This window comes from Streptomyces sp. NPDC005574 (assembly GCF_040605435.1).
Taxonomy (GTDB): Bacteria; Actinomycetota; Actinomycetes; order Streptomycetales; family Streptomycetaceae; genus Streptomyces.
Map to the genome: position 1 here is coordinate 171,320 of NZ_JBEXCW010000005.1, position 19,954 is coordinate 191,273.

At 70.8% G+C, this 19,954-nt stretch carries 17 protein-coding genes and 2 pseudogenes; 12 read left to right on the forward strand and 7 right to left on the reverse strand.

Annotated features, from left to right (window positions below):
* The first annotated feature begins 133 nt into the window (after nucleotides 1-133).
* The gene (locus tag ABZT03_RS05940) at nucleotides 134-1,258 is read left to right on the forward strand and encodes a cellulose binding domain-containing protein (RefSeq protein ID WP_356034039.1); all 1,125 of its coding nucleotides are present in this window, start codon (nucleotides 134-136) and stop codon (nucleotides 1,256-1,258) included.
* Nucleotides 1,259-1,321: 63 nt separating this feature from the next.
* Here ABZT03_RS05940 and ABZT03_RS05945 read toward each other — a convergent pair whose 3' ends face one another.
* From ABZT03_RS05945 to ABZT03_RS05955, 3 genes are all read right to left on the reverse strand, one after another.
* Nucleotides 1,322-2,200, reverse strand: a complete 879-nt coding sequence (locus ABZT03_RS05945) for an NAD(P)-dependent oxidoreductase (protein ID WP_356034041.1) — start codon at nucleotides 2,198-2,200, stop codon at nucleotides 1,322-1,324.
* Nucleotides 2,201-2,392: 192 nt separating this feature from the next.
* Complete coding sequence (locus ABZT03_RS05950; protein WP_356034043.1) at nucleotides 2,393-4,129, reverse strand: RecQ family ATP-dependent DNA helicase; 1,737 nt, start codon at nucleotides 4,127-4,129, stop codon at nucleotides 2,393-2,395.
* Between the two features lie 153 nt (nucleotides 4,130-4,282).
* The gene (locus ABZT03_RS05955) at nucleotides 4,283-5,668 is read right to left on the reverse strand and encodes an NAD(P)-binding domain-containing protein (RefSeq protein WP_356034045.1); all 1,386 of its coding nucleotides are present in this window, start codon (nucleotides 5,666-5,668) and stop codon (nucleotides 4,283-4,285) included.
* Nucleotides 5,669-5,808: 140 nt separating this feature from the next.
* On the opposite strand from ABZT03_RS05955, the gene ABZT03_RS05960 reads away from it, so the two are divergent.
* Nucleotides 5,809-6,192 (forward strand): metalloregulator ArsR/SmtB family transcription factor, encoded by a 384-nt coding sequence (locus ABZT03_RS05960; protein WP_356034047.1) that lies wholly within the window; start codon nucleotides 5,809-5,811, stop codon nucleotides 6,190-6,192.
* A gap of 7 nt (nucleotides 6,193-6,199) precedes the next feature.
* On the opposite strand, the pseudogene ABZT03_RS05965 reads toward ABZT03_RS05960, so the two are convergent.
* Nucleotides 6,200-6,491 (reverse strand): annotated as a pseudogene (locus ABZT03_RS05965) (transposase); the annotation flags it as partial.
* Nucleotides 6,492-6,640: 149 nt separating this feature from the next.
* Nucleotides 6,641-7,432 (reverse strand): DUF4389 domain-containing protein, encoded by a 792-nt coding sequence (locus ABZT03_RS05970; protein WP_356034049.1) that lies wholly within the window; start codon nucleotides 7,430-7,432, stop codon nucleotides 6,641-6,643.
* Nucleotides 7,433-7,572: 140 nt separating this feature from the next.
* Here ABZT03_RS05970 and ABZT03_RS05975 point away from each other — a divergent pair.
* Nucleotides 7,573-7,947, forward strand: a pseudogene (locus ABZT03_RS05975) (lamin tail domain-containing protein); the annotation flags it as partial.
* A 444-nt stretch (nucleotides 7,948-8,391) separates the two neighbouring features.
* Here ABZT03_RS05975 and ABZT03_RS05980 read toward each other — a convergent pair.
* Complete coding sequence (locus tag ABZT03_RS05980) at nucleotides 8,392-9,300, reverse strand: helix-turn-helix transcriptional regulator (protein WP_356034051.1); 909 nt, start codon at nucleotides 9,298-9,300, stop codon at nucleotides 8,392-8,394.
* A 220-nt stretch (nucleotides 9,301-9,520) separates the two neighbouring features.
* Here ABZT03_RS05980 and ABZT03_RS05985 point away from each other — a divergent pair, with 220 nt between their 5' ends.
* The 7 genes from ABZT03_RS05985 to ABZT03_RS06015 all read left to right on the forward strand — a co-directional run bounded on the left by ABZT03_RS05985 (nucleotide 9,521) and on the right by ABZT03_RS06015 (nucleotide 14,625).
* Nucleotides 9,521-10,537 carry a zinc-dependent alcohol dehydrogenase family protein gene (locus ABZT03_RS05985; protein ID WP_356034053.1) on the forward strand — a complete coding sequence of 339 codons (1,017 nt, stop codon included), beginning with the start codon at nucleotides 9,521-9,523 and terminating at the stop codon, nucleotides 10,535-10,537.
* Between the two features lie 81 nt (nucleotides 10,538-10,618).
* Entirely contained in the window at nucleotides 10,619-11,284 is a 666-nt protein-coding gene (locus ABZT03_RS05990; RefSeq protein WP_356034055.1) for an SDR family NAD(P)-dependent oxidoreductase, read from the forward strand.
* An 87-nt stretch (nucleotides 11,285-11,371) separates the two neighbouring features.
* Nucleotides 11,372-11,947, forward strand: a complete 576-nt coding sequence (locus tag ABZT03_RS05995; RefSeq protein ID WP_356034057.1) for a cyclophilin-like fold protein — start codon at nucleotides 11,372-11,374, stop codon at nucleotides 11,945-11,947.
* 37 nt (nucleotides 11,948-11,984) lie between these two features.
* Nucleotides 11,985-13,238 carry an MFS transporter gene (locus ABZT03_RS06000; protein WP_356034059.1) on the forward strand — a complete coding sequence of 418 codons (1,254 nt, stop codon included), beginning with the start codon at nucleotides 11,985-11,987 and terminating at the stop codon, nucleotides 13,236-13,238.
* 36 nt (nucleotides 13,239-13,274) lie between these two features.
* A complete protein-coding gene (locus tag ABZT03_RS06005) occupies nucleotides 13,275-14,042 on the forward strand; it encodes a glucose 1-dehydrogenase (RefSeq protein ID WP_356034063.1) in 768 nt (255 codons plus the stop codon).
* 89 nt (nucleotides 14,043-14,131) lie between these two features.
* Nucleotides 14,132-14,317 carry a hypothetical protein gene (locus ABZT03_RS06010; protein WP_356034065.1) on the forward strand — a complete coding sequence of 62 codons (186 nt, stop codon included), beginning with the start codon at nucleotides 14,132-14,134 and terminating at the stop codon, nucleotides 14,315-14,317.
* On the forward strand, nucleotides 14,314-14,625 hold the full coding sequence (locus ABZT03_RS06015) for a hypothetical protein (protein WP_356034068.1): 312 nt from the start codon (nucleotides 14,314-14,316) through the stop codon (nucleotides 14,623-14,625). The genes ABZT03_RS06010 and ABZT03_RS06015 overlap by 4 nt, the downstream gene beginning before the upstream one ends.
* 9 nt (nucleotides 14,626-14,634) lie before the next feature.
* Here ABZT03_RS06015 and ABZT03_RS06020 read toward each other — a convergent pair whose 3' ends face one another.
* Nucleotides 14,635-15,279, reverse strand: coding sequence for a dihydrofolate reductase family protein (locus ABZT03_RS06020; protein WP_356034071.1), 645 nt, complete (start codon nucleotides 15,277-15,279; stop codon nucleotides 14,635-14,637).
* Nucleotides 15,280-15,510: 231 nt separating this feature from the next.
* Between ABZT03_RS06020 and ABZT03_RS06025 the strand changes: the two genes are divergently transcribed.
* On the forward strand, nucleotides 15,511-16,875 hold the full coding sequence (locus ABZT03_RS06025; protein WP_356034074.1) for a glutamate decarboxylase: 1,365 nt from the start codon (nucleotides 15,511-15,513) through the stop codon (nucleotides 16,873-16,875).
* 511 nt (nucleotides 16,876-17,386) lie between these two features.
* On the forward strand, nucleotides 17,387-19,936 hold the full coding sequence (locus ABZT03_RS06030; protein ID WP_356034077.1) for a discoidin domain-containing protein: 2,550 nt from the start codon (nucleotides 17,387-17,389) through the stop codon (nucleotides 19,934-19,936).
* Nucleotides 19,937-19,954 lie beyond the last annotated feature (18 nt).

The following is a 19,954-nucleotide window of genomic DNA, read 5'->3' on the forward strand; positions in this document are numbered from 1 at the left end:
CTGTCCACAGTCTTGTCAGGTGCATGTCGCTTCTCTAAAGTCCCTGCCGAACCGAGGGATTGGGAGCGCTCCCAAAAAAGTGCCTGCGGAAGTGCTCCGCGTCAACTCCCCCACCCCTTCGGAAGGAACCCGTATGCGACCGTCACCGCACCATGTCCGCAGGGCGCGCGGCCTGTTCGGCGCCCTGCTCACCACGCTCGTCTCACTGGCCGCACTGCTGACGACCGCCTCGGCGGCGCGAGCGGACACCGTCATCTGCGAACAGTTCGGATCGACGACGATCCAGGGCCGCTACGTCGTCCAGAACAACCGCTGGGGAACCAGCGACCCCCAGTGCGTCACCGCCTCGGACTCCGGATTCCGCGTCACCCAGGCCGACGGCTCGGTGCCCACGAACGGAGCACCGAAGTCCTACCCGTCCGTCTTCAACGGCTGCCACTACACCAACTGCTCACCGGGCACGAACCTCCCCGCCCGGCTCAGCACCATCTCCGCGGCGCCCACCAGCATCTCCTACAGCTACGTGAACAACGCGGTGTACGACGCCGCTTACGACATCTGGCTGGACCCCACGCCCCGCACCGACGGCGTGAACCGCACCGAGATCATGGTGTGGTTCAACAAGGTCGGATCCGTGCAGCCCGTGGGATCGCAGGTCGGCACGGCCACCGTCGCGGGACGCCAGTGGCAGGTGTGGTCCGGCAACAACGGATCCAACGACGTGCTGTCCTTCGTCGCCCCTACGGCGATCAGCGGCTGGACCTTCGACGTCATGGACTTCGCCCGTCAGGCCGTCTCCCGCGGACTGGCCCAGAACAGCTGGTATCTCACCAGTGTCCAGGCCGGTTTCGAACCCTGGCAGGGCGGCGCCGGGCTCGCGGTGACCTCCTTCTCCTCCACCGTCGACACCGGTGGCAACCCGGGTGATCCCGGTGGCTCGGCAGCCTGCAAGGTGACCTACGCGACCAACGTCTGGCAGGGCGGCTTCACCGCCGACGTCACCGTCACCAACACCGGCTCCTCGCCCCTCAACGGATGGAGCCTGGCGTTCACCCTGCCGGCCGGACAGCAGATCACCGGCAGCTGGAACGCCGGCCTCTCCGCGTCCTCGGGAACGGTCAGGGCGAACAACCTCGCCCACAACGCGCAGATCGCGCCCGGTGGCCAGACGTCCTTCGGCTTCCAGGGCGCCTACTCCGGCACGTTCGCCAAGCCCGCCGGCTTCAGCCTCAACGGCGCCGCCTGCACGACCAGTTGACATCACCGGCCCCGCCGTGGCCCGCCCGCCTTCCTCGCAGAGGGCGGGCGGGCACCATTCACGTCACGAGGGGAGACGCAGGGCGGCGAAGCCGTTCCGCCAGGTCGGCCACGCGGGCCGCCAACCCCGGCTTCGGGCGAGCCCGTTGAGCGCGCCGCGCTCCCAGTCCTGCCGGCCCGCCTCCGGGGCGGGTGCGGGCACGCCGAGCGCTTCGGCCAGGACGGGCAGCCACACGCGGGCGGGGGAGGGCTCGTCGTCCACGACGTTGACCGGTCCGCCCGGCCAGTCGAGCGCGGCCAGGGCGGCCCCCGCCGCGTCGGCGACGTGGACGAAGGAACCCACCGCGTCATTCGCCGCGGTGCTCCCCAGAAACGGCGTCGACCGATCGCCCGCCAGCGCCGCTGCGAAAGCACCGCCCGGCGCGTACCAGGTGCCGGGGCCGTAGAGCAGGCCGTACCGCAGCACGACCGCTGTCTCCACCTCGGCCACGGTCTCCTCCAGGGCCCTGACAGCGGCGACCATCCGGGCTCGTGGCTGAGCGGCTGTGCTGTCGAGCGGCACCGCCTCGTCCGCCGGATCGTCACCCGGGCCGTACGCCCAGGAGATCGACTGTGCGACGACCCGGCCGACCCCCGCCGCCTTCGCGGCATCCACCAGGTTCCTCGTACCTTCCCGGCGGATGCGGGAGTTGGCCGCCGCGTCCGCGCCGGAGAGGTCGGTGAGCTGGTGGACGACGGCTTCCGGAGCCGCCGCGCGGACCGCGCCCCGCAACCTCTCCGCGTCGAGCGCGTCCACCCGCAGTCCGGTCGCTCCGAGGCGTTCGATCCGCTCGACTCCGGCCGGTGACCTGGAGGTCCCGGTGACGGTGTGTCCGGCCTCCAGCAGCATCGGCACGAGCAGACTGCCGACGGCGCCGGTCGCGCCGGCGACGAAGACATGCATGACGACTCCCTCGTCCCGCACTGGGTGAGCTACCGGGCTGACGATACGTCGGCCAGCCCCGCCGAATCGTCGCGGGGGCGCCGTTGTCGCCGTGATGTGTGCCGTACGACATCCCGGCCGGCGACCGGGCCGTGAGCGCGCGGACCGGAGCCGCAGCGGTGCGCCCCGCCGACCGGCGACGCCGTGGTGGCGTCAGCCCGTAGGCACGGCCGGCGGCACCGGCGTCAGCAGGCCGCGCGCCTCGATGGCGGCGAGAGACAGGGTGCGATAGCCCACGCTTTCGAACAGGACCGTGATCCGGTCCCCCTCCTCGCTCATCACCTCGCCCTCGCCCCACACGCTGTGCCGCACCCGCGTCCCGGGCGAGAAGGCGCCGTCGGCCGCCATGGTCTCCAGCGGGCCCGGGCCCGGGCCCGTACCGGACAGGATGTCTCCCGGCCGGACGGTGACCTCCTCCCGCTCCTGCGTACGGCCGCAGTTGTCGCAGCCCGCGCAGTCGCCCTCCGCGAGACTCTCGCCGAAGTATCCGAGCATGTGGCGCCGTCGACAGCCGTTGGTCTCCGCGTACGCCCGCATCATCTCCACCCGGGAACGCTCCAGGTCCACCCGTGCGGAGGCGATCCGCACCGCCTCGCGGACGCAGACGTCCCGCCGGGCTCCGGTCACGGGCCGCACGCCGCCGCGCTTCTCCGTCGTCACGGCTCCGGCCTCCTCCAGCAGGTGCAGCATCGACGTCAGCGATGTCTGGGACAATCCCGTGCCCTCGCGCAGGCGGGTCGCCGTGACCGGCCCCCCGTGCTCGCGCACCGCGTCGATCAGCCCGCCCAGCACCTCCGGGTCGGGGTGGGCGCCCGTCCGGAAGCGCTGCACGCCGAGGTCCTCGGGCCGGTAGGCGAGGATCGCCGTCGACGGCTGTCCGTCGCGGCCCGCCCGCCCGATCTCCTGGTAGTACGTGTCGAGGGAACCCGGGACCGACGCGTGCAGCACGAAGCGGATGTTCGGCTTGTCGATGCCCATCCCGAACGCGGAGGTCGCCACGACCACGTCGAGTTCACCGTCCCGGAAGAGGTCGTGCGTCCGGGAGCGCTCCGCCGCCGGCAGCCCCGCGTGGTAAGCGGCACTGTCGAACCCGAGCGCCGACAGTTCCTGCGCGTACTCCTCGGCCTCCCGTCGCGTTCCCGCGTAGACGATGCCCGGTTTGGCCTCGGCCGCCGCCCGTTCCACCACCCACCGGCGCTTTCCCGCGTTCTCCCGGTGCCGTACGACCTCCAGCGTGATGTTGCGGCGGTCGAACCCCGCGACCACCTCGTGCGGCTCGCGCATGCCGAGCCGCTCCACGATGTCCGCCCGCACGGGGGCCGCCGCGCTGGCGGTGAGGGCCAGGAGCGGAGGCCGGCCGATGCGGTCGCGCGCATGGCACAGGGACAGGTAGTCGGGCCGGAAGTCGTATCCCCACGAGGACACGCAGTGCGCCTCGTCGACCACCATCAGCGCGGGTGCGGCCGCGGCGATCTGCTCCAGCACCTCGTCCTTCGCGAGCTGTTCGGGCGAGACGAACAGGAAGTCCAGGCTGCCTTCGCGTACGCGCTCCCACACGGCTTCGTTGTCCCGTGGGCGCTGCGCGGAGTTGACGGCCGAGGCGCTGGATCCCTTGACACGGGTGAGATGGGCGACCTGGTCCCGCTGGAGCGCTATCAGGGGGGAGACCACGACGGTCGGCCCCGGGAGCAGCACGCCGGGCACCTGGTACACGGCTGACTTCCCCGCGCCGGTCGGCATCACCACGATGGTGTCGCGGCCCTCCATCACAGCCGTCATGGCGTCGAGTTGGGACGGACGCAGACTCTCCCAGCCGAACACCTCACGGGCACAGCGGTGCAGGCGTCTCCTGAGTGACCTGGTCCTGAAGTATCCGACCTGCACGCGCATGGCACTCCTGACGCCGCTCTCCAGTGGGGTTCGGCGCTCGTGTACCCCCGGACGGGACGAAAAACGGTCTGCTCGCCGGGAGTTGTCGTTCCGTGTCCTCGGGGAGGCGGCGGGTGCGGTGTTCTCGGGCCCTGCCGATCGCACCCTGCGGGTTCAGCAGCCGCCGGCGGCCACCGGGGCGCCGGTCCCGATCTTGAGAGGGGTGGGAGCCGCGCAGCAGCCGCCGCTGTCGGCGGCCGGGGCGGCCTCGGAGTCGTCGAACAGGCCCGCTCCACCGCAGACTCCGGTCTCCGGCAGGATCAACTCGACGCGTTCGGCGGCCTCCTGGTCCCCGGCGATCGCGGCGGCGACGGAGCGGACCTGCTCGTAGCCGGTCATCGCGAGGAACGTGGGGGCGCGGCCGTAGGACTTCATGCCGACCAGGTAGATGCCCTTGTCGGGGTGTGAGAGCTCGTTCACGCCGTGGGGGTGGACGGTGCCGCAGGAGTGCTGGTTGGGGTCGATGAGAGGGGCCAGGGCGGTGGGGGCCTGGAGGCGGTCGTCGAGACCGAGTCGGATCTCGGACAGCAAGGAGAGGTCGGGGCGGAAGCCGGTCAGGACGATGACCTCGTCGACCGGTTCGAGGCGGCGTCCGTCCTCGCCGACGAGGACCAGGCGGCCTGCTTCGTCGCGCGCGACGGCATGGGTGCGGAACCCGGTGACCGCGTCGGCGTGGCCGTCGTCGACCGCGGCCTTCGCGGCGAGGCCGAGGGCGCCGCGGGCGGGAATCCGGTCGGCGGTGCCGCCGCCGAAGGTCGACCCCGAGATGCCGCGGCGCAGGACCCAGACCGCCTTGGTGCCGGTACCGTCTCCGGTCGCGGCGAGGTCGGCGAGACAGGCGAGCGCGGTGAACGCGGAGGCACCGGCGCCGATGACCGCGGTGTGCTTGCCCGCGTACCGGGCGCGCACGGCTGGGTCCTTCAGGTTTGGTACGCGGTAGGTGATCCGGTCCGAGGCGGCCCTTTCACCCAGGGCGTGGAGGCCGCTGCCGCCGGCCGGGCCGGGAGTGCTCCAGGTGCCCGAGGCGTCGATCACCGCGCGGGCGAACAGTCGCTCCTCGCAGCCCTCGGCGTGGGCGACGTGCACGACGAACGGTTGGGCCTCGCGATCGGCGTCCACGATCCGGTCCCGGCCCGCACGGGAGACACCGGTGACGGTGGCGCCGTAGCGCACGTGCTCGCCGAGGACGTCGGCGAGCGGCTGGAGGTACTGCTCGGCCCAGTCCCCTCCCGAGGGGTAGGTGGTCGCGTCAGGCTTCCTCCATCCCGCCTGGGCCAGCAGCTTCTCGGCGGCCGGGTCGGTGACCTCGCCCCAGGTCGAGAACAGGCGCACATGGGCCCACTCGCGCACCGCCGCTCCCGCGAACCGGCCTGCTTCGAGGACCAGGGGAGTGATGCCGCGATCGACCAGGTGAGCGGCGGCGGCGAGCCCGGCGGGGCCTGCTCCGATCACGATGACGGGCAGGTCTACGGGCAGGTCTGTGGTGGCGGGCGCGTTCACGGTCGACTCCTCGGTGTTTCGACATCTGTCGATGGCTTGCGCGGCTAGCATGGCGCCTGATTCGACAGGTGACAACATAGACATTCATCGAAATAAGATGGGCCCCATCTCATTGGTTCGATGTATGTCAACATAGACGCATGTCGAACACGAAGGCGCTGCCCCTGCTGGAACCCGAGGCGTCCGGTGGCGTGACAGCGTGCTGCCCGCCGCTGACCGAGCGCCCCTTCAGCGCGGAGGAGGCCGAGACGGCCGCGCGGATGTTCAAGGCGCTGGGCGATCCGGTGCGGCTACGGTTGTTCTCCGCCGTCGCCTCCCACGAGGGCGGAGAGGCGTGCGTGTGCGACATCTCCGACGTCGGGGTCTCCCAGCCGACCGTCTCCCACCACCTGAAGAAGCTCAAGGAGGCCGGTCTGCTCACCTCCGAGCGGCGCGGCACCTGGGTCTACTACCGGGTCGAGCCGTCCGTCCTGGCGGCCATGGGCCAACTGCTGACGACGGCGCCGGCCGCGCTTCCTGGCTGAGAGGTCCTTAACAAAGGCGTTGGACGTGGCGGTGGGTGATGAGGCAGGTCGCGAGGCCGAGGAAGGCTTCGTGGATGTCGTCGCGTCGTTCCCAGCGGATCCGCAGGCGGCGGAAAACCGTGCAGCCAGGCGATCGTCCTCTCGACCACCCAACGGAAAACGCCGAGGCCAGAGCCGTGTTCCGTGCCTCGTTCGGCGATGACCGGGCGGATGCCGCGTTGCCGGAGCAGGCGCCGGTACTTGTCGTGGTCGTAGCCGCGGTCGGCGAGCAGGGCGTCGGGGCGGCGTCTGGGCCGGCCGACGACGGACTACCGGCTGGTGGACGCGGGAGCACGCTGGGCCGACGGTGGCGGGACGACGGGTTCGGTGGCCCGGCGGCAACGGGTCGACGTCCGCCACGGGTTCCGCCTCTGTGGCGGACGCCGCCCCGTCCGTTCATGTGCTGCCGTCAGCGGTGAGCGGCCGGCGTGGCGGCTTCCCAGTCCCAGGAGTCGGAGGAGGTGGTGAAACTCGGGGTGACGGCCCCGATGATCCCGACGACGAGGAAGAGGACGAGCAGGGCCTGTCCGCCGCTCGAGATCAGCAGCGGTCGTGTCGCCGAGTGAACGGGCACGCCGACCGCCTCGGCGCGGTCACCGAAGAGCTTCTTCGGGTAGGCCGAAGTAAGCATCATCGTGTACGCGTCGAAGCGGGTCATGTAGCGCAGCGTCGCCGCGGTCGCCTCGAAGAGCGGGCCGGGCATCCGGCCGAGGATCAGGGTGATGAGCCACCAGATGAAGGAAAGCCCCCACCAGCCCGAGCCGACCAGGCTCTGCACGATCGCCGCGGGGATCATCAGGATCAGGCGGAAGAAGACGGCGAGCCGGTTGAGCGGACCGGGCCGCACTTCGATGCGGACCGGGAGGTCGGGCGGTGTGAGGGCGAACGGCGGATAGCTGCCAGTGAGGAGCATGAGCGAGGCCACCACACGCACGCGGTAGCCGAGGTAGTGGGTCAGGAACTCGGCGATGGGGTCCGGGAGCCGGCCGAGGACGAGGGCCGCGAACCAGCCCGCCACCGTGGCGAAGAAGGCGGCGATCGACAGCACGAACAGCACGATGAAGTGCGGGATCAGCAGCAGGGCCCGGAACAGCACGGTCAGCCTGTTCTGGTGTTCCGGAGCGGGGATGTCCAGCGCGGGCAGCCACTCGACCGGGGCCGGTGGGCCTCCGCTGCCGCCCCAGGGCTGCTGAGTCACCATACGATCGTCGCCTCCTCGGGCAGCACGGGCATCTCGGCGCGACGCGTGCACTGTTGCCGATGGTCGGCCGAGAAGGCGTCGAGCGCATCCGCCGGGGTCCGGACAGGTGACCTCGCCTGTGGGTGCGCCCGGCGTGCGGTTCCAACCGCTCGCTGAACAAGGAGTGGGTGGAGCTGACGAACACCTCCCGCTACGCGGTCAACCTGGACGGTTGGACCCTGAGGGACGAGTCCGTTCACAAGCACCCCATCGACCACTACCGTCTGGCGGGCCGCGCCACGGTCCGGATCCATGCCGGTGAGGGGCGTGACACCCGCAGCGACCTCTGCCAGGGCCGCCGCGCGTATGTGTGGAACAACGACCCGGACACCGCCACCCTGCGCAACGACCACGGCTGCTTCGTCGACGACGGGGCCTGGGGGCCCCAGGCGGTGTGCCCAGCCCACCCTCTCCAAGGGTGGGAACGCCGCCCGGCGTCATGCGCCGGCCACGGTGACCGCGGTCCCTGTTCGTAGCCGACCGTGGTGTCAGGGCAGGACTCCGCCGGGCGGGTCAGTGCGTCGCGCTCGGCAGGGTCGGCGGGAACCTGCCAGCGCGGCTTGGCCGCCACGACGGGCCGCCGCGGCAGGCGCACGGGTGCGTCAGCCGTCAGGTCGAGCGGGGTCTCGAAGAGCCGTGGACCCGGATGGCGAGGAACATGGAAGGCGGGCTCCCGTCCTGTGCACTCCCCCGAGCCGGGGCGGGAGTTCCCGGGCGGTGCGGACGGCGGGCGGGCGTGTCTCGGGGATGCGGGAGTGGCAGCTGAACCGCCACGCATCGGGGAGTCGGGCCGGCCGTATCTGAGCAAGTGCTTCACCGCGGCGCGTACAGGCGTTCCGGGTCTCGCCGCCCGGTGCCCGCTCCCCGCGCAGCGCACTGACGTCCGGAGTCACCGCCGTGGTCGCGCCCGCGCCGCGATCTCACTCGTTGCGTGGTGACGTCATCCGCGGTGCCTGCCGGGCGATCGTCCGCCCCTCCTGTGTGGCGGCCCAGGAGGCGAGGAGGCGCAGGCCCTCCTCCGAGGGGGAGCCGGGTTCGGCGGTGTAGACGGTGAGGGTGAGGCCGGGTTCGGCGGCCATCTCCAGGCCCTCGTAGGCGAGGGTGAGTTCGCCGACGGCCTGGTGGTGGAAGCGTTTGGTGCCGGTGCCGTGGTGGCGGACGTTGTGGGCGCCCCAGCGGGTGCGGAACGCGTCACTGCGTGTGGAGAGCTCGCCGACGAGGTCGTGCAGGTCCTTGTCGTGGGGGTTGCGGCCGGCCTCGGTACGCAGGATGGCGACGGCGACGTCGGCCGCCTGGTCCCAGTCGGGGTAGAACCGGCGGGAGGCCGGGTCGAGGAAGTTGAAGCGTGCCAGGTTGGCCTGGTTGCCGGGGGTGGCCTGGACGTCGGCGTAGAAGGCGCGGGCGAGCTGGTTGGCGGCGAGGATGTCCATGCGGCCGTTGCGGACGAAGGCGGGGCCCTCGGTGACGGCGTCGAGGACCCATTGCAGGCTGCGGTGCGGTGTCCACGCGCGGCCCGTGCGGCGCCGGGGGCGGGTGAGGGCGTCGGAGCCGTCGGCGGCCTGCGCCAGGTTCAGCAGGTGGGCGCGCTCGGCGTCGTCGAGTTGGAGGGCGCGGGCGACGGCTTCCAGGACGGCGGGTGAGACGCCGGCGAGGTTGCCGCGCTCGAGCTTGGCGTAGTACTCGACACTCATGTCCGCGAGCGCCGCGACCTCGCTTCTGCGCAGGCCGGGAACGCGTCGGCGGCCGCCGGCAGGCAGGCCCGCCCGCTCGGGGGTGATCTTCGCTCGCCGCGAGCTGAGGAACTCGCGGACCTCTGCTTGGTTGTTCACGCCTTCGACGGTACGTGCCGCACGCGGCCGCAGGGGTGTACTGCCGGTACACCTCTTGACGGTGACTCGCTGCGGGGACCGGGAGCGGGTTACCTGGATGGCGTGGTGCTGTCCGCCCGGCCCTGAAGGCGGAGCAGGCGGACGGCGCCCCTCTGGCCTTGCACACGGCGACGGCCGGTCCACCCGGCACGCACGCCCCGGTACGCAAAGGAACCTCCACATGCGCGGCGCAGTGATCCACGCCCCCCGTGACGTCCGTTTCGAGACCCTGGACGACCCCAAGATCCTCCATCCCACCGATGCGATCATCCGCACGGCCGTCAGCTGTGTGTGCGGCTCCGACCTGTGGCCCTACCGCGGCCTGGAGCCGATCGGCGATCCGCACCCGATGGGCCACGAGTACGTCGGCTTCGTCGAGGAGGTCGGAGCCGAGGTCACCACCGTCCGGCCCGGGCAGTTCGTGATCGGCTCGTTCGCCACCTCCGACAACACCTGCGCGAACTGCCGCAACGGGTTCCAGTCCAACTGCCTGCACCGCGAGTTCATGAGCACGTGCCAGGCCGACCACATCCGCGTCCCCAACGCGCAGGGCACCCTGGTCGCCACCGACCAGGTGCCCGGCGAGGAGCTGTGGCCCAGCCTGCTGGCCGTCTCCGACGTCATGGGCACCGGCTGGTGGGCCGCCGACGCCGCCCAGGTCACGCCGGGCTCCACCGCCGTGGTGGTCGGTGACGGTGCCGTCGGCCTGTGCGCGGTGATCGCCGCCAGGGAGATGGGCGCCGAGCGGATCATCGCCATGAGCCGCCACGCCTCACGCCAGCGACTCGCCCGGGAGTTCGGCGCCACCGACATCGTCACCGAACGCGGCGAGGAGGGCATCGCCCGGATCAAGGACCTCACCGGCGGGATAGGCGCGGACAGCGTGCTGGAGTGCGTCGGCACCGCCCAGGCCATGCGGCAGGCCCTGCACACCGCCCGCCCGGGCGGCAGCGTCGGTTTCGTCGGCGTCCCCCATGACGTCGCCGTCGACGGTCAGGAGCTGTTCTTCTCCCACGTCGGTCTGCGCGGCGGCCCCGCCCCCGTACGCCGTTACCTGCCCGACCTGATCGACCGCGTCCTCGACGGCAGGATCGACCCGGGCAAGGTCTTCGACCTGACCCTGCCGCTGGACCAGGTCGCCGAGGGCTACCAGGCGATGGACGAACGCCGCGCCATCAAGGCCCTCCTCAGGCCCTGACCCGCCCCGCACCGTGCCCTCGTCCTCGGCGGGCCGCCCGTGCGGCCGACCCGGGCCTGACTCGCTCTCAGGAGTACCAGCATGACCACCTACGCCCTCGTCGGCGCCGGCCCCGGTCTGGGGCTGGCCTGCGCCCTTCGCTTCGGTGCCGCCGGACACACCGTCGCTCTGCTGTCCCGCAGCGGCGAACACCTCGACAGCCTCGTCGCCGACCTGGACGGCGACGGCGTCCAGGCCCGCGGCTACACCGCCGACGTCCTCGACGCCACCTCCCTCACCACGGCTCTGCGGAAGGCGGCCCAGGACCTGGGGCCGGTGGAGATCCTGCAGTTCAGCCCGGTGCCGCGAGCCGACTTCATGAAGCCGGTCCTCGACACGCGTGCCCACGACCTGGAGGACCCGCTGGCCTTCTCGGTCAAGGGCCCCGTCACCTGCGTGAACGCCGTCCTCCGCGGTATGCGGGCGATCGGCCGCGGCACGCTGCTGTTCGTCAACGGCGCCAGCGCCGTGCGGCCCCACCCGGAGCGGGCCGGCACCTCGATCGCGTTCGCCGCCGAGAGCGCGTACGCGGCGATGCTCCACGACGCGCTCGCCGCGGAGAACATCCATGCCGCCCAGCTGATCGTCCCCGGCGCGATCCGGCCGGACGCGGAGCACTCCAGCCCCGCCTTCCTGGCCGAGCGCCTGTACGCGCTGCACACCGAACGCCAAGGGTTCCGTCACTACTCCGAACCGCTGCCGGACTGACGGGAAGACGACACCCTGCCCGCCCGCGAGGCCACACCCATGCCCGGCCGGAAGACCACACCCATGCCCGCTCGCAAAGCGACCCCCATGGCCGCTCGCAAAGCGACCCCCATGGTCGGCCGCAAGACGACGCCCCTGCCCGCCCCACCCCGAGGGGCCTTGCTCCGCGCCGTCCCGGCAGCCGCGTTGCTGCTGGCACTGACCGCCTGCTCCGATCCCTCACCGGACGCCGTCCCGTCGTCCGCGCCCTCGCCGGCGGCGCGGCGGACGACGCCGGCGTCCCCCACCTCGACCCACACCGACAGGAGCAGGGCCATGGACATCCGTGTCACTCTCGACGGTCGGCCCGCCGGCGCGACCCTGAACGACGGCCCCACCGCCCGGGACCTGCTCACCCTCCTTCCCCTCACCCTGGAGCTGGAGGACTTCCACGGCACGGAGCGGATCGCGTACCCGCCGCGCAGGCTCGACACCGCCGGCGCCCCCGAGCCGGTCGCGGCCGAGGCCGGGGACATCGCCTACTACGCGCCCTGGGGCAACCTCGCCCTCTTCCATCGGCGCGGCCCCGCCGCCTCCGCCGAGCTCCTCGTCCTCGGCCACATCGACACCGACCCCGACCGACTGGCCCGGGCCGAGCGGATCACGATCGAAGCCGCTCCCTGACCGCGCGCACGCCCTCCCTCAAGGAAAGAGGCTCCCCATGTCCTCAGCAGCCGGATCCGTCACCGGCAAGCTGCCCTTCGTCGTCCGGGTACTCGCGGTCGGCACGTTCCTGATGGGAACCACCGAGTTCGTCATCGCCGGCATGCTCCCCGAGATGGCCGGCGACCTGAACGTCAGCGTCTCCCAGGCCGGCCTGCTGATCACCGCCTTCGCCGTCGGCATGATCGTCGGCGGGCCGGTCATGGCCATGGCCACCCTGCGCCTCCCACAGCGCAGGACGCTCGTGCTGGCCCTCACCGTCTTCTCGCTCGGACACGTCGTCGCGGCACTCGGTACCTCGTTCACGATCGTCCTCGCCGCTCGGGTGGTCACCGCCCTGGCCACCGGCGCGTTCTGGGCCGTCGGCTTCGTGATCGCCACCGCCGCCGCGGGTCCCGGCAACTCCACCCGCGCCGTCAGCGTCATGATGGGCGGCCTGACCCTGGCCAACGTCATCGGCGTGCCCATCGGCTCCCTCGCGGGCCAGGTCACCGGCTGGCGCGGCCCCTTCTGGGCACTGGCCGTGCTGTCCGGTCTCGCCGCCGTGCTCGTCGGCCGGTTCGTCCCCACGACCAGGCGGCAGGCCGAGGTGTCGGTGCGGGCCGAGATCCGCGCCCTGCGGCAGGGCCGCCTGTGGCTGGCCCTGTCCGCGGCAGTCCTGATCATGGGCGGTGTCCTCGCCACGTACACCTATCTCACGCCGCTGCTGACCGACCGCGCGGGCATCGCGGAGAGTGTCGTCCCCGTCGTCCTGATCGCCTTCGGTATCGGCGCGCTGGGCGGGAACGCCGTCGGCGGGCGTTTCGGTGGCCGGCGGCCCATGGCGACGACGATCACCGCCGCCGCGGCCACCGCCGTCACACTGATGATGCTGATCCGGCTGTCGGACAGCCCGGTGGCGGCCGTCGTCCTGGTCTTCCTCATGGCGCTGACGGGCTTCACCGTCAACCCGGTCGTCACCTCCCTCGCCGTTCGCTTCGCCGGGGACGCCCCCACTCTCACCTCGGCCCTGACGACCTCCGCCTACAACACCGGAATCGCCGCGGGGTCCGCCCTCGCCGGCCGCGCCCTCGACTCCTCCCTCGGCCTGACCGGCCCCGCCTTCGTCGGCACCGTCTCCGCCGCCCTCACGCTGCTTCCGCTCACCGCACTCGCCCTCGGCGGCACCGCACGCCCGGCACGCATCGTCGCCGAGCGCACGGAGGCGACCAGTCGGCGAACGTCCCGGCCTCCGGTGACAACCACCCGCTGAAATCCGCACCGCGTCAACCCAGTTGGAGAGACCTCCATGAACCCCACGTACGACTTCACCGGGCAGGTCGCCTTCGTCACCGGCGCCAGTTCCGGCATGGGCCTGGCCACCGCCGCGGCGTTCGCCGCCTCCGGTGCCGCCGTGGCCCTGGCCGACATCGACGAAGCCGCCGTGAACAAGGCCGCGAAGACGCTCACCGACGCGGGCCACCGGGCCCTCGCCCTGGTCTGCGACGTCACGGACGAGAACCAGGTCGCCACGGCCGTCGACCGTACGGTGGAGACCTACGGCCGCCTCGACATGGCCTACAACAACGCGGGCGTCCAGATCCCGCCGGCGGACGCCGCCGAGGAGAGCGCCGACGTCTTCGACAAGGTGAACGCCATCAACCTGCGCGGCATCTGGGCGTCGATGAAGCACGAACTGCGCCACATGCGCACCCAGGGCAGCGGCGCCATCGTCAACTGCTCGTCGCTCGGCGGACTCGTCGGCATCCCCGGCCGCGCCTCCTATCACGCCTCCAAGCACGGCGTGATCGGGCTGACCGGCAGCGCCGCCCTCGAGTACGCGCCCCGTGGCATCCGCGTCAACGCCATCTGCCCGGGCACCATCGACACCCCCATGGTCGGCGACATGATCTCCAGAGGAGAGCTGGACCGCGCCCGGGCCGAGGCCGGCCAGCCCATCGGCCGGCTGGGAACCGCCGACGAGATCGCTCAGGCCGTCCTGTGGCTGTGCAGCCCCGGCGCCGGCTTCGTCGTCGGCGTCGCACTGCCCGTCGACGGTGGCTACGTCGCCCAGTGATCACGTCCGGTTGCAGCCCGAGAGGTTCGCTGTCTCGCGGGCCTCCGCATGACTACCCTGACGTCATCGGTGCCACTAGAATTGACGTCATGACCGCCATCACGTTGCGCATTCCCGACGCCATGGACAAGCAGCTGCGCGACGCCGCAGCCGGTTCCCCGTCATTGAACGACTACATCCTTCGAGCCGTACGGCGGCAGATGACGCTCGATGCCGCCCGCAGGCTCACCTCCCTCGCGCCCCTCGACCTCGCGGGCGAGGGCGACGCCCTGTGACCGTCCGCAAGGGCGACGTCTGGGACGTCGACACCGGCAAGGGCACCCGCACGGTTCTGGTCGTCAGCCTCGACGGGCTCGCCGAGGCGTACGGTGCCGTCGTGGCCCTGGTGCTCCACGCTCCGGCGCAGCACCCCGACACGGCGATGAGCGTGCACCTGACCGCCCCGGTCGACGCCTCCCTCGTCGCCGTCAACCTCCTTCAGCTGTCCGCCCTTCGCTTCGAGACCGGCACGCTGCACGGCAACATCGGCTCCGAGCAGCAAGAACTCGTCGACAACGCCCTCCGTGCGGTCCTCGACCTGTAGCTGCCGGGTTCAGTCGTCGCGCCCGGTACCGCGATCGGGTGCGGTCATGTCCCCCGTAGCGGGCGTGCCTTCGGCAAGGCCGTAGCGCAGGTAGACCGTGCCCTTGGCGTTGGCCACCGGCGGTTGGAGGAGGGTGAGGTTGGTGGGCACCGCGCCACCGTCGAACAGCTGCTTCCCGACGCCGAGCACGATCGGGTGCACCCAGAGGTCGAGACGGTCGAAGAGCTTCTCGCGCAGGAGGGTCTGCACCAGGTCCAGGCTTCCGACGACCCTCACGTGCTCGTGCCGGTCGCGGATCTCGCGCACCGCGCCGGGCAGATCCGGGCCGAGCTGTGTGGACCCGGCCCACGAGAGGTCGGGCGTGCCGCGGGAGGCCACGTACTTCGGGACGCTGTTGAACAGCGTGGCGATCTCGTTGTCCGGGCCGCCCTTCTGGTGCGGCCAGTAGGCGGCGAAGATGTCGTAGGTCCGCCGGCCCAGGAGGAGCGCGTCCGTGTCCTCGTATGCGGCGAGGACCTGAGCCCCCGCGACCTCGTCCAGCAGGGGTGCCTGCCAACCGCCGAACGGGAACCCCTCCGGGTCCTCGTCGGGGCCGCCGGGCGCCTGCCCGACGAGGTCGAGGGTGGCGAACAGCTCGACGTGGATGAGGCCCATGACGTACTCCTGATGCCTTAGTTGTCTCGGTCGGGTTGTAGACCCGCGGAGGTCGGCAGACTCATCGCTTCCACGAATTCCGGCTGTGCCGCACTCACCGGCTCAGTTGCCCGGCGCATCGAGTGACACAGGCGCCGGTCCGGGCGCGCGCGGCCCCGGTGCGCGGCTGACACCGCCAGGGCCCGGTGCGTCTGCGGTTGCGGTGGGGCGAGGTGCTGTTTGAATCATCGTATGACCAAGCGTGACGATGCGGCTCTTTTCGGTAACCGGTTCCTGACGGTGTCCGCTCCCTCGGAGACCTTCCCCGAGGAGGGGATGGTCGCGACGGACGCGATGAGGCTGGTGGACGAGGACCTCGCCATGGAGGGCGATCCGCAGCGCAACCTCGCCACGTTCGTCACCACCTGGATGGAGCCCGAGGCGCAACGGCTCATCGCCGAGAATTTGCACCGCAACTTCATCGACCACGCGGAGTATCCGATCTCGGCCGAGATCGAGCAGCGCTGCGTGCGGATGCTCGCCGACCTGTTCCACGCGCCGGGCAGGACGACCGGATGCCGGACCCAGGGATCCTCCGAGGCGATCATGCTCGGCGCGCTGTCGCTGAAGTGGAAGTGGCGCGAGCGGCGCCAGGCGGCCGGTCTGTCACCCGACCGGCCGAATCTGGTCTTCGGCGGGGACGTCCACGTGGTGTGGGAGAAGTTCTGCCGCTACTTCGACGTCGAACCGCGGATCGTGCCGCTGGCGGAGGGCAAGTACACGATCGGTCCGCAGGACGTGGAGCCCTACCTCGACGAGAACACGATCGGCGTCGTCGCCGTGCTGGGTACCACGTTCACCGGCCACATGGACGATGTCGTGGGCATCGACAAGCTGCTGCGGGACGTGCGCAAGAAGCGGGACCTCGACATCCCCATCCACGTGGACGGAGCCAGCGGCGCCTTCGTGTGGCCTTTCCTCTATCCGGACACGGCATGGGACTTCCGGCTGGAGCAGGTCCGCTCGATCAACGTCTCGGGACACAAGTACGGCCTGGTCTACCCCGGGATCGGATGGCTGGTCTTCCGTGAGGAGGCCGACCTGGCCAAGGACCTCGTGTTCTACGAGAACTACCTGGGCAAGACCGACGCGACGTTCACGCTGAACTTCTCCACCGGCGCGTCGATGGTGCTCGCGCAGTACTACAACTTCGTTCGGCTCGGTCGCCAGGGCTACACCTACGTCATGAAGATGATGCAGGACAACGCCCGCGCGTTGGCGGACAACCTGCGGAGCACCGGCCGATTCGAAGTGATCGGGAGTGATCTCGAGCAACTGCCCCTGGTGGCCTTCCGTCTCGCCGGTGAGCACGCCTACGACGAGTCCGACATCGCCTGGCAGCTCTCGGCCGAGCGGGGCTGGATGGTGCCGGCCTACACGCTCCCGCCCAACGCGCAGCGGGTGAAGATCCTGCGTGCCCTGGTCAAGGAGACCCTGAGCCGTGAACAGATCGACCGCCTGAGCCAGGACATCGCCGACGCGTGTCGCACGCTGGACGACAAGGGCGCGGCCCACGGAGCCGAGCGGGCCCAGGTGAAGCGCGGCACCGGCTACTGACGCACCGTCCGTCCCACCCGGTACGGCAGACCGCCGTATCCACGACGCACCCCGCCGAACGAACACGTCATCAGCGAGTGAGCCTCCGGCCCAGCGCTACAAGGCTCGAACCATCGAGGGAGCACTACGAGCCTCTGCGAGAACGGCAGCAGCCGGGGCGGCGGGGGAGTGCGTCACAGGCAGGCCTCCCCGGTGCGACACAGGCGAGGCCACCGACGCCGTGTCCTCCGGCTGCCGCGCCCGCCGTCGCCGGTTACCGCCCCCCGGCCGACCCGCGCGATCCGGGCGCGCGCCGTTCCGCCTGCGAAGCGCTGAGGTCGTGTCGTCGGCGTGTCAAGAGGTGCGGCGGAGACGGGCCCGGAAAGATTTCAACTTTCGAAGGCTTGCAGAGCGTGTAACTCATTAGTTAAATCAAGACGTGAACTAAGCGTCGCAGTAGTCGCCTTGGCGCACTGCCACGTCTGCTGCCCACGCCCTCGTGTCCTTTCCCCACGCACCCGCAGGGACCTTCATGAGACTCAGATCCCTGGGTGTCGCGCTCGCCGCCACGGCAGCGCTGATCACCCTGCCCACCATCCGGCCGACGGCGGCCGCGGCCGCCGACGCCAACCTGTCCCAGGGCAGAACGGCGACGGCATCCTCGAACGAGAACGCGGGCACGCCCGCGGCCTACGCGGTCGACGGCGACACCGGCACCCGGTGGTCGTCGGCCACCACCGACGACCAGTGGCTTCAGGTCGACCTCGGCACCAGCGCGACGATCAGCCAGGTCGTCGTCAACTGGGAGGCGGCCTACGGCAAGGACTACAAGATCCAGTCATCGTCCGACGGCAATTCCTGGACCGACCTGCGCACGGTGACCGACGGCGACGGCGGCACCGACACGCTCGCCGTCTTTGGCCAGGGCCGTTACGTACGTCTGCAGGGCGTCCACCGGGCGACCCAATGGGGCTACTCCGTCTGGGAGTTCCAGGTGTTCGGCACCACCGGAACGACCCAGCCCGCTACCTGTTCGACCGCCAACGCGGCACAGGGCAAGACCGCTTCGGCGTCCTCGACGGAGAACGCCGGCACGCCGGCCTCCGCCGCGTTCGACGGCAACGACGCCACCCGCTGGTCCAGCCAGGCCTCGGACCCGCAGCGGCTGCGCGTCGACCTGGGCTCCTCCCAGAACATCTGCAAGCTCGACCTGAACTGGGAAGCCGCGTACGGCAAGGACTTCCAGATCCAGACCTCCGCCGACGGTCAGAACTGGACCACCCTCAAGACGGTCACTGGCGCGACCGGCGGCCGGGCCTCCTACGACATCGGCGGCACCGGCCGCTACGTCCGCGTCCTCGGTACGGCTCGGGGCACCGGCTACGGCTATTCGCTCTGGGAGGTCGCCGTCCACACCACCTCCGACGGCACCGGAGGACCGGTCCAGGGCGGAGGCGACCTCGGCCCGAACGTGATCGTCGTCGACCCCTCCACGCCCAACCTCCAGCAGAAGTTCGACCAGGTCTTCGCCCAGCAGGAGTCCGCCCAGTTCGGCTCCGGGCGCTACCAGTTCCTGCTGAAGCCGGGAACGTACAACGGCATCAACGCCCAACTCGGTTTCTACACCTCCATCTCCGGTCTCGGGCTGAACCCCGACGACACGCAGATCAACGGTGACGTCACCGTGGACGCGGGCTGGTTCGACGGCAACGCCACGCAGAACTTCTGGCGTTCGGCGGAGAACATGGCGATCACACCCTCCAACGGCACCGACCGCTGGGCCGTCGCCCAGGCCGCTCCGTTCCGCCGTATCCACGTCAAGGGCGGCCTCAACCTCGCCCCCAACGGCTACGGTTGGGCCTCCGGCGGCTACATCGCCGACTCCAGGATCGACGGCACGGTGGGCCCCTACTCCCAGCAGCAGTGGTACACCCGTGACAGCTCCGTGGGCGGTTGGACCAACGGTGTGTGGAACATGACGTTCAGCGGGGTCCAGGGCGCCCCGGCCACCAACTTCGACACCGGGCCGTACACCACGCTGGACACCACCCCGGTCTCCCGCGAGAAGCCGTTCCTCTACCTCGACGGCAACGACTACAAGGTCTTCGTCCCCGCCAAGCGCACCAACGCGCGCGGCGTGTCCTGGCCGGCCAACGCCGGAACCTCCCTTCCGCTCAGCCAGTTCTACGTCGTCAAACCCGGGGCGACGGCCGCCACCGTCAACACCGCACTCGCGCAGGGCCTGAACCTGCTGTTCACGCCCGGCGTCTACCACCTCGACCAGACCATCAACGTGACCCGCGCCGACACCGTGGTGCTCGGGCTGGGCCTGGCGACCATCGTGCCCGACGGAGGAATCGACGCCCTGCACGTCGCGGACGTCGACGGCGTCCGGCTGGCAGGATTCCTCATCGACGCCGGCGCCACCCGGTCCGACACCCTGCTGCGGATCGGCCCCGCCGGAGCGGCGGCGGACCACTCCGCCGACCCGACCACCATGCAGGACGTGTTCATACGCATCGGCGGTGCCGGCCCCGGCCTGGCGACGAACTCCGTCGTGGTCAACAGCGACGACGTCGTCATCGACCACACCTGGATCTGGCGCGCCGACCATGGCGAAGGCGTCGGCTGGGAGACCAACCGGGCCGACTACGGACTCCGGGTCAACGGCGACGACGTCCTGGCCACCGGCCTGTTCGTGGAGCACTTCAACAAGTACGACGTCGAATGGAGCGGTGAGAGGGGGCGAACGATCTTCTACCAGAACGAGAAGGCGTACGACGTCCCCAACGCCGCCGCCATCACCCACGACGGCATCGTCGGATGGGCCGCCTACAAGGTCGACGACACCGTGGCCGTGCATGAGGCGTGGGGACTGGGCAGTTACTGCAACTTCACCTCGGATCCCACGATCGTGCAGCGGCACGGCTTCCAGGTCCCGGTCAAGGCGGGCGTGAAGATGCACGACCTCCAAGTGATCTCCCTGGGGGGCAAGGGCCAGTACGCCCACGTCATCAACGACTCGGGCGCCCCGACCTCCGGAACGGACACCGTGCCCTCGAAGGTGACCTCCTTCCCCTGATCCACCAGATCGCCGGCG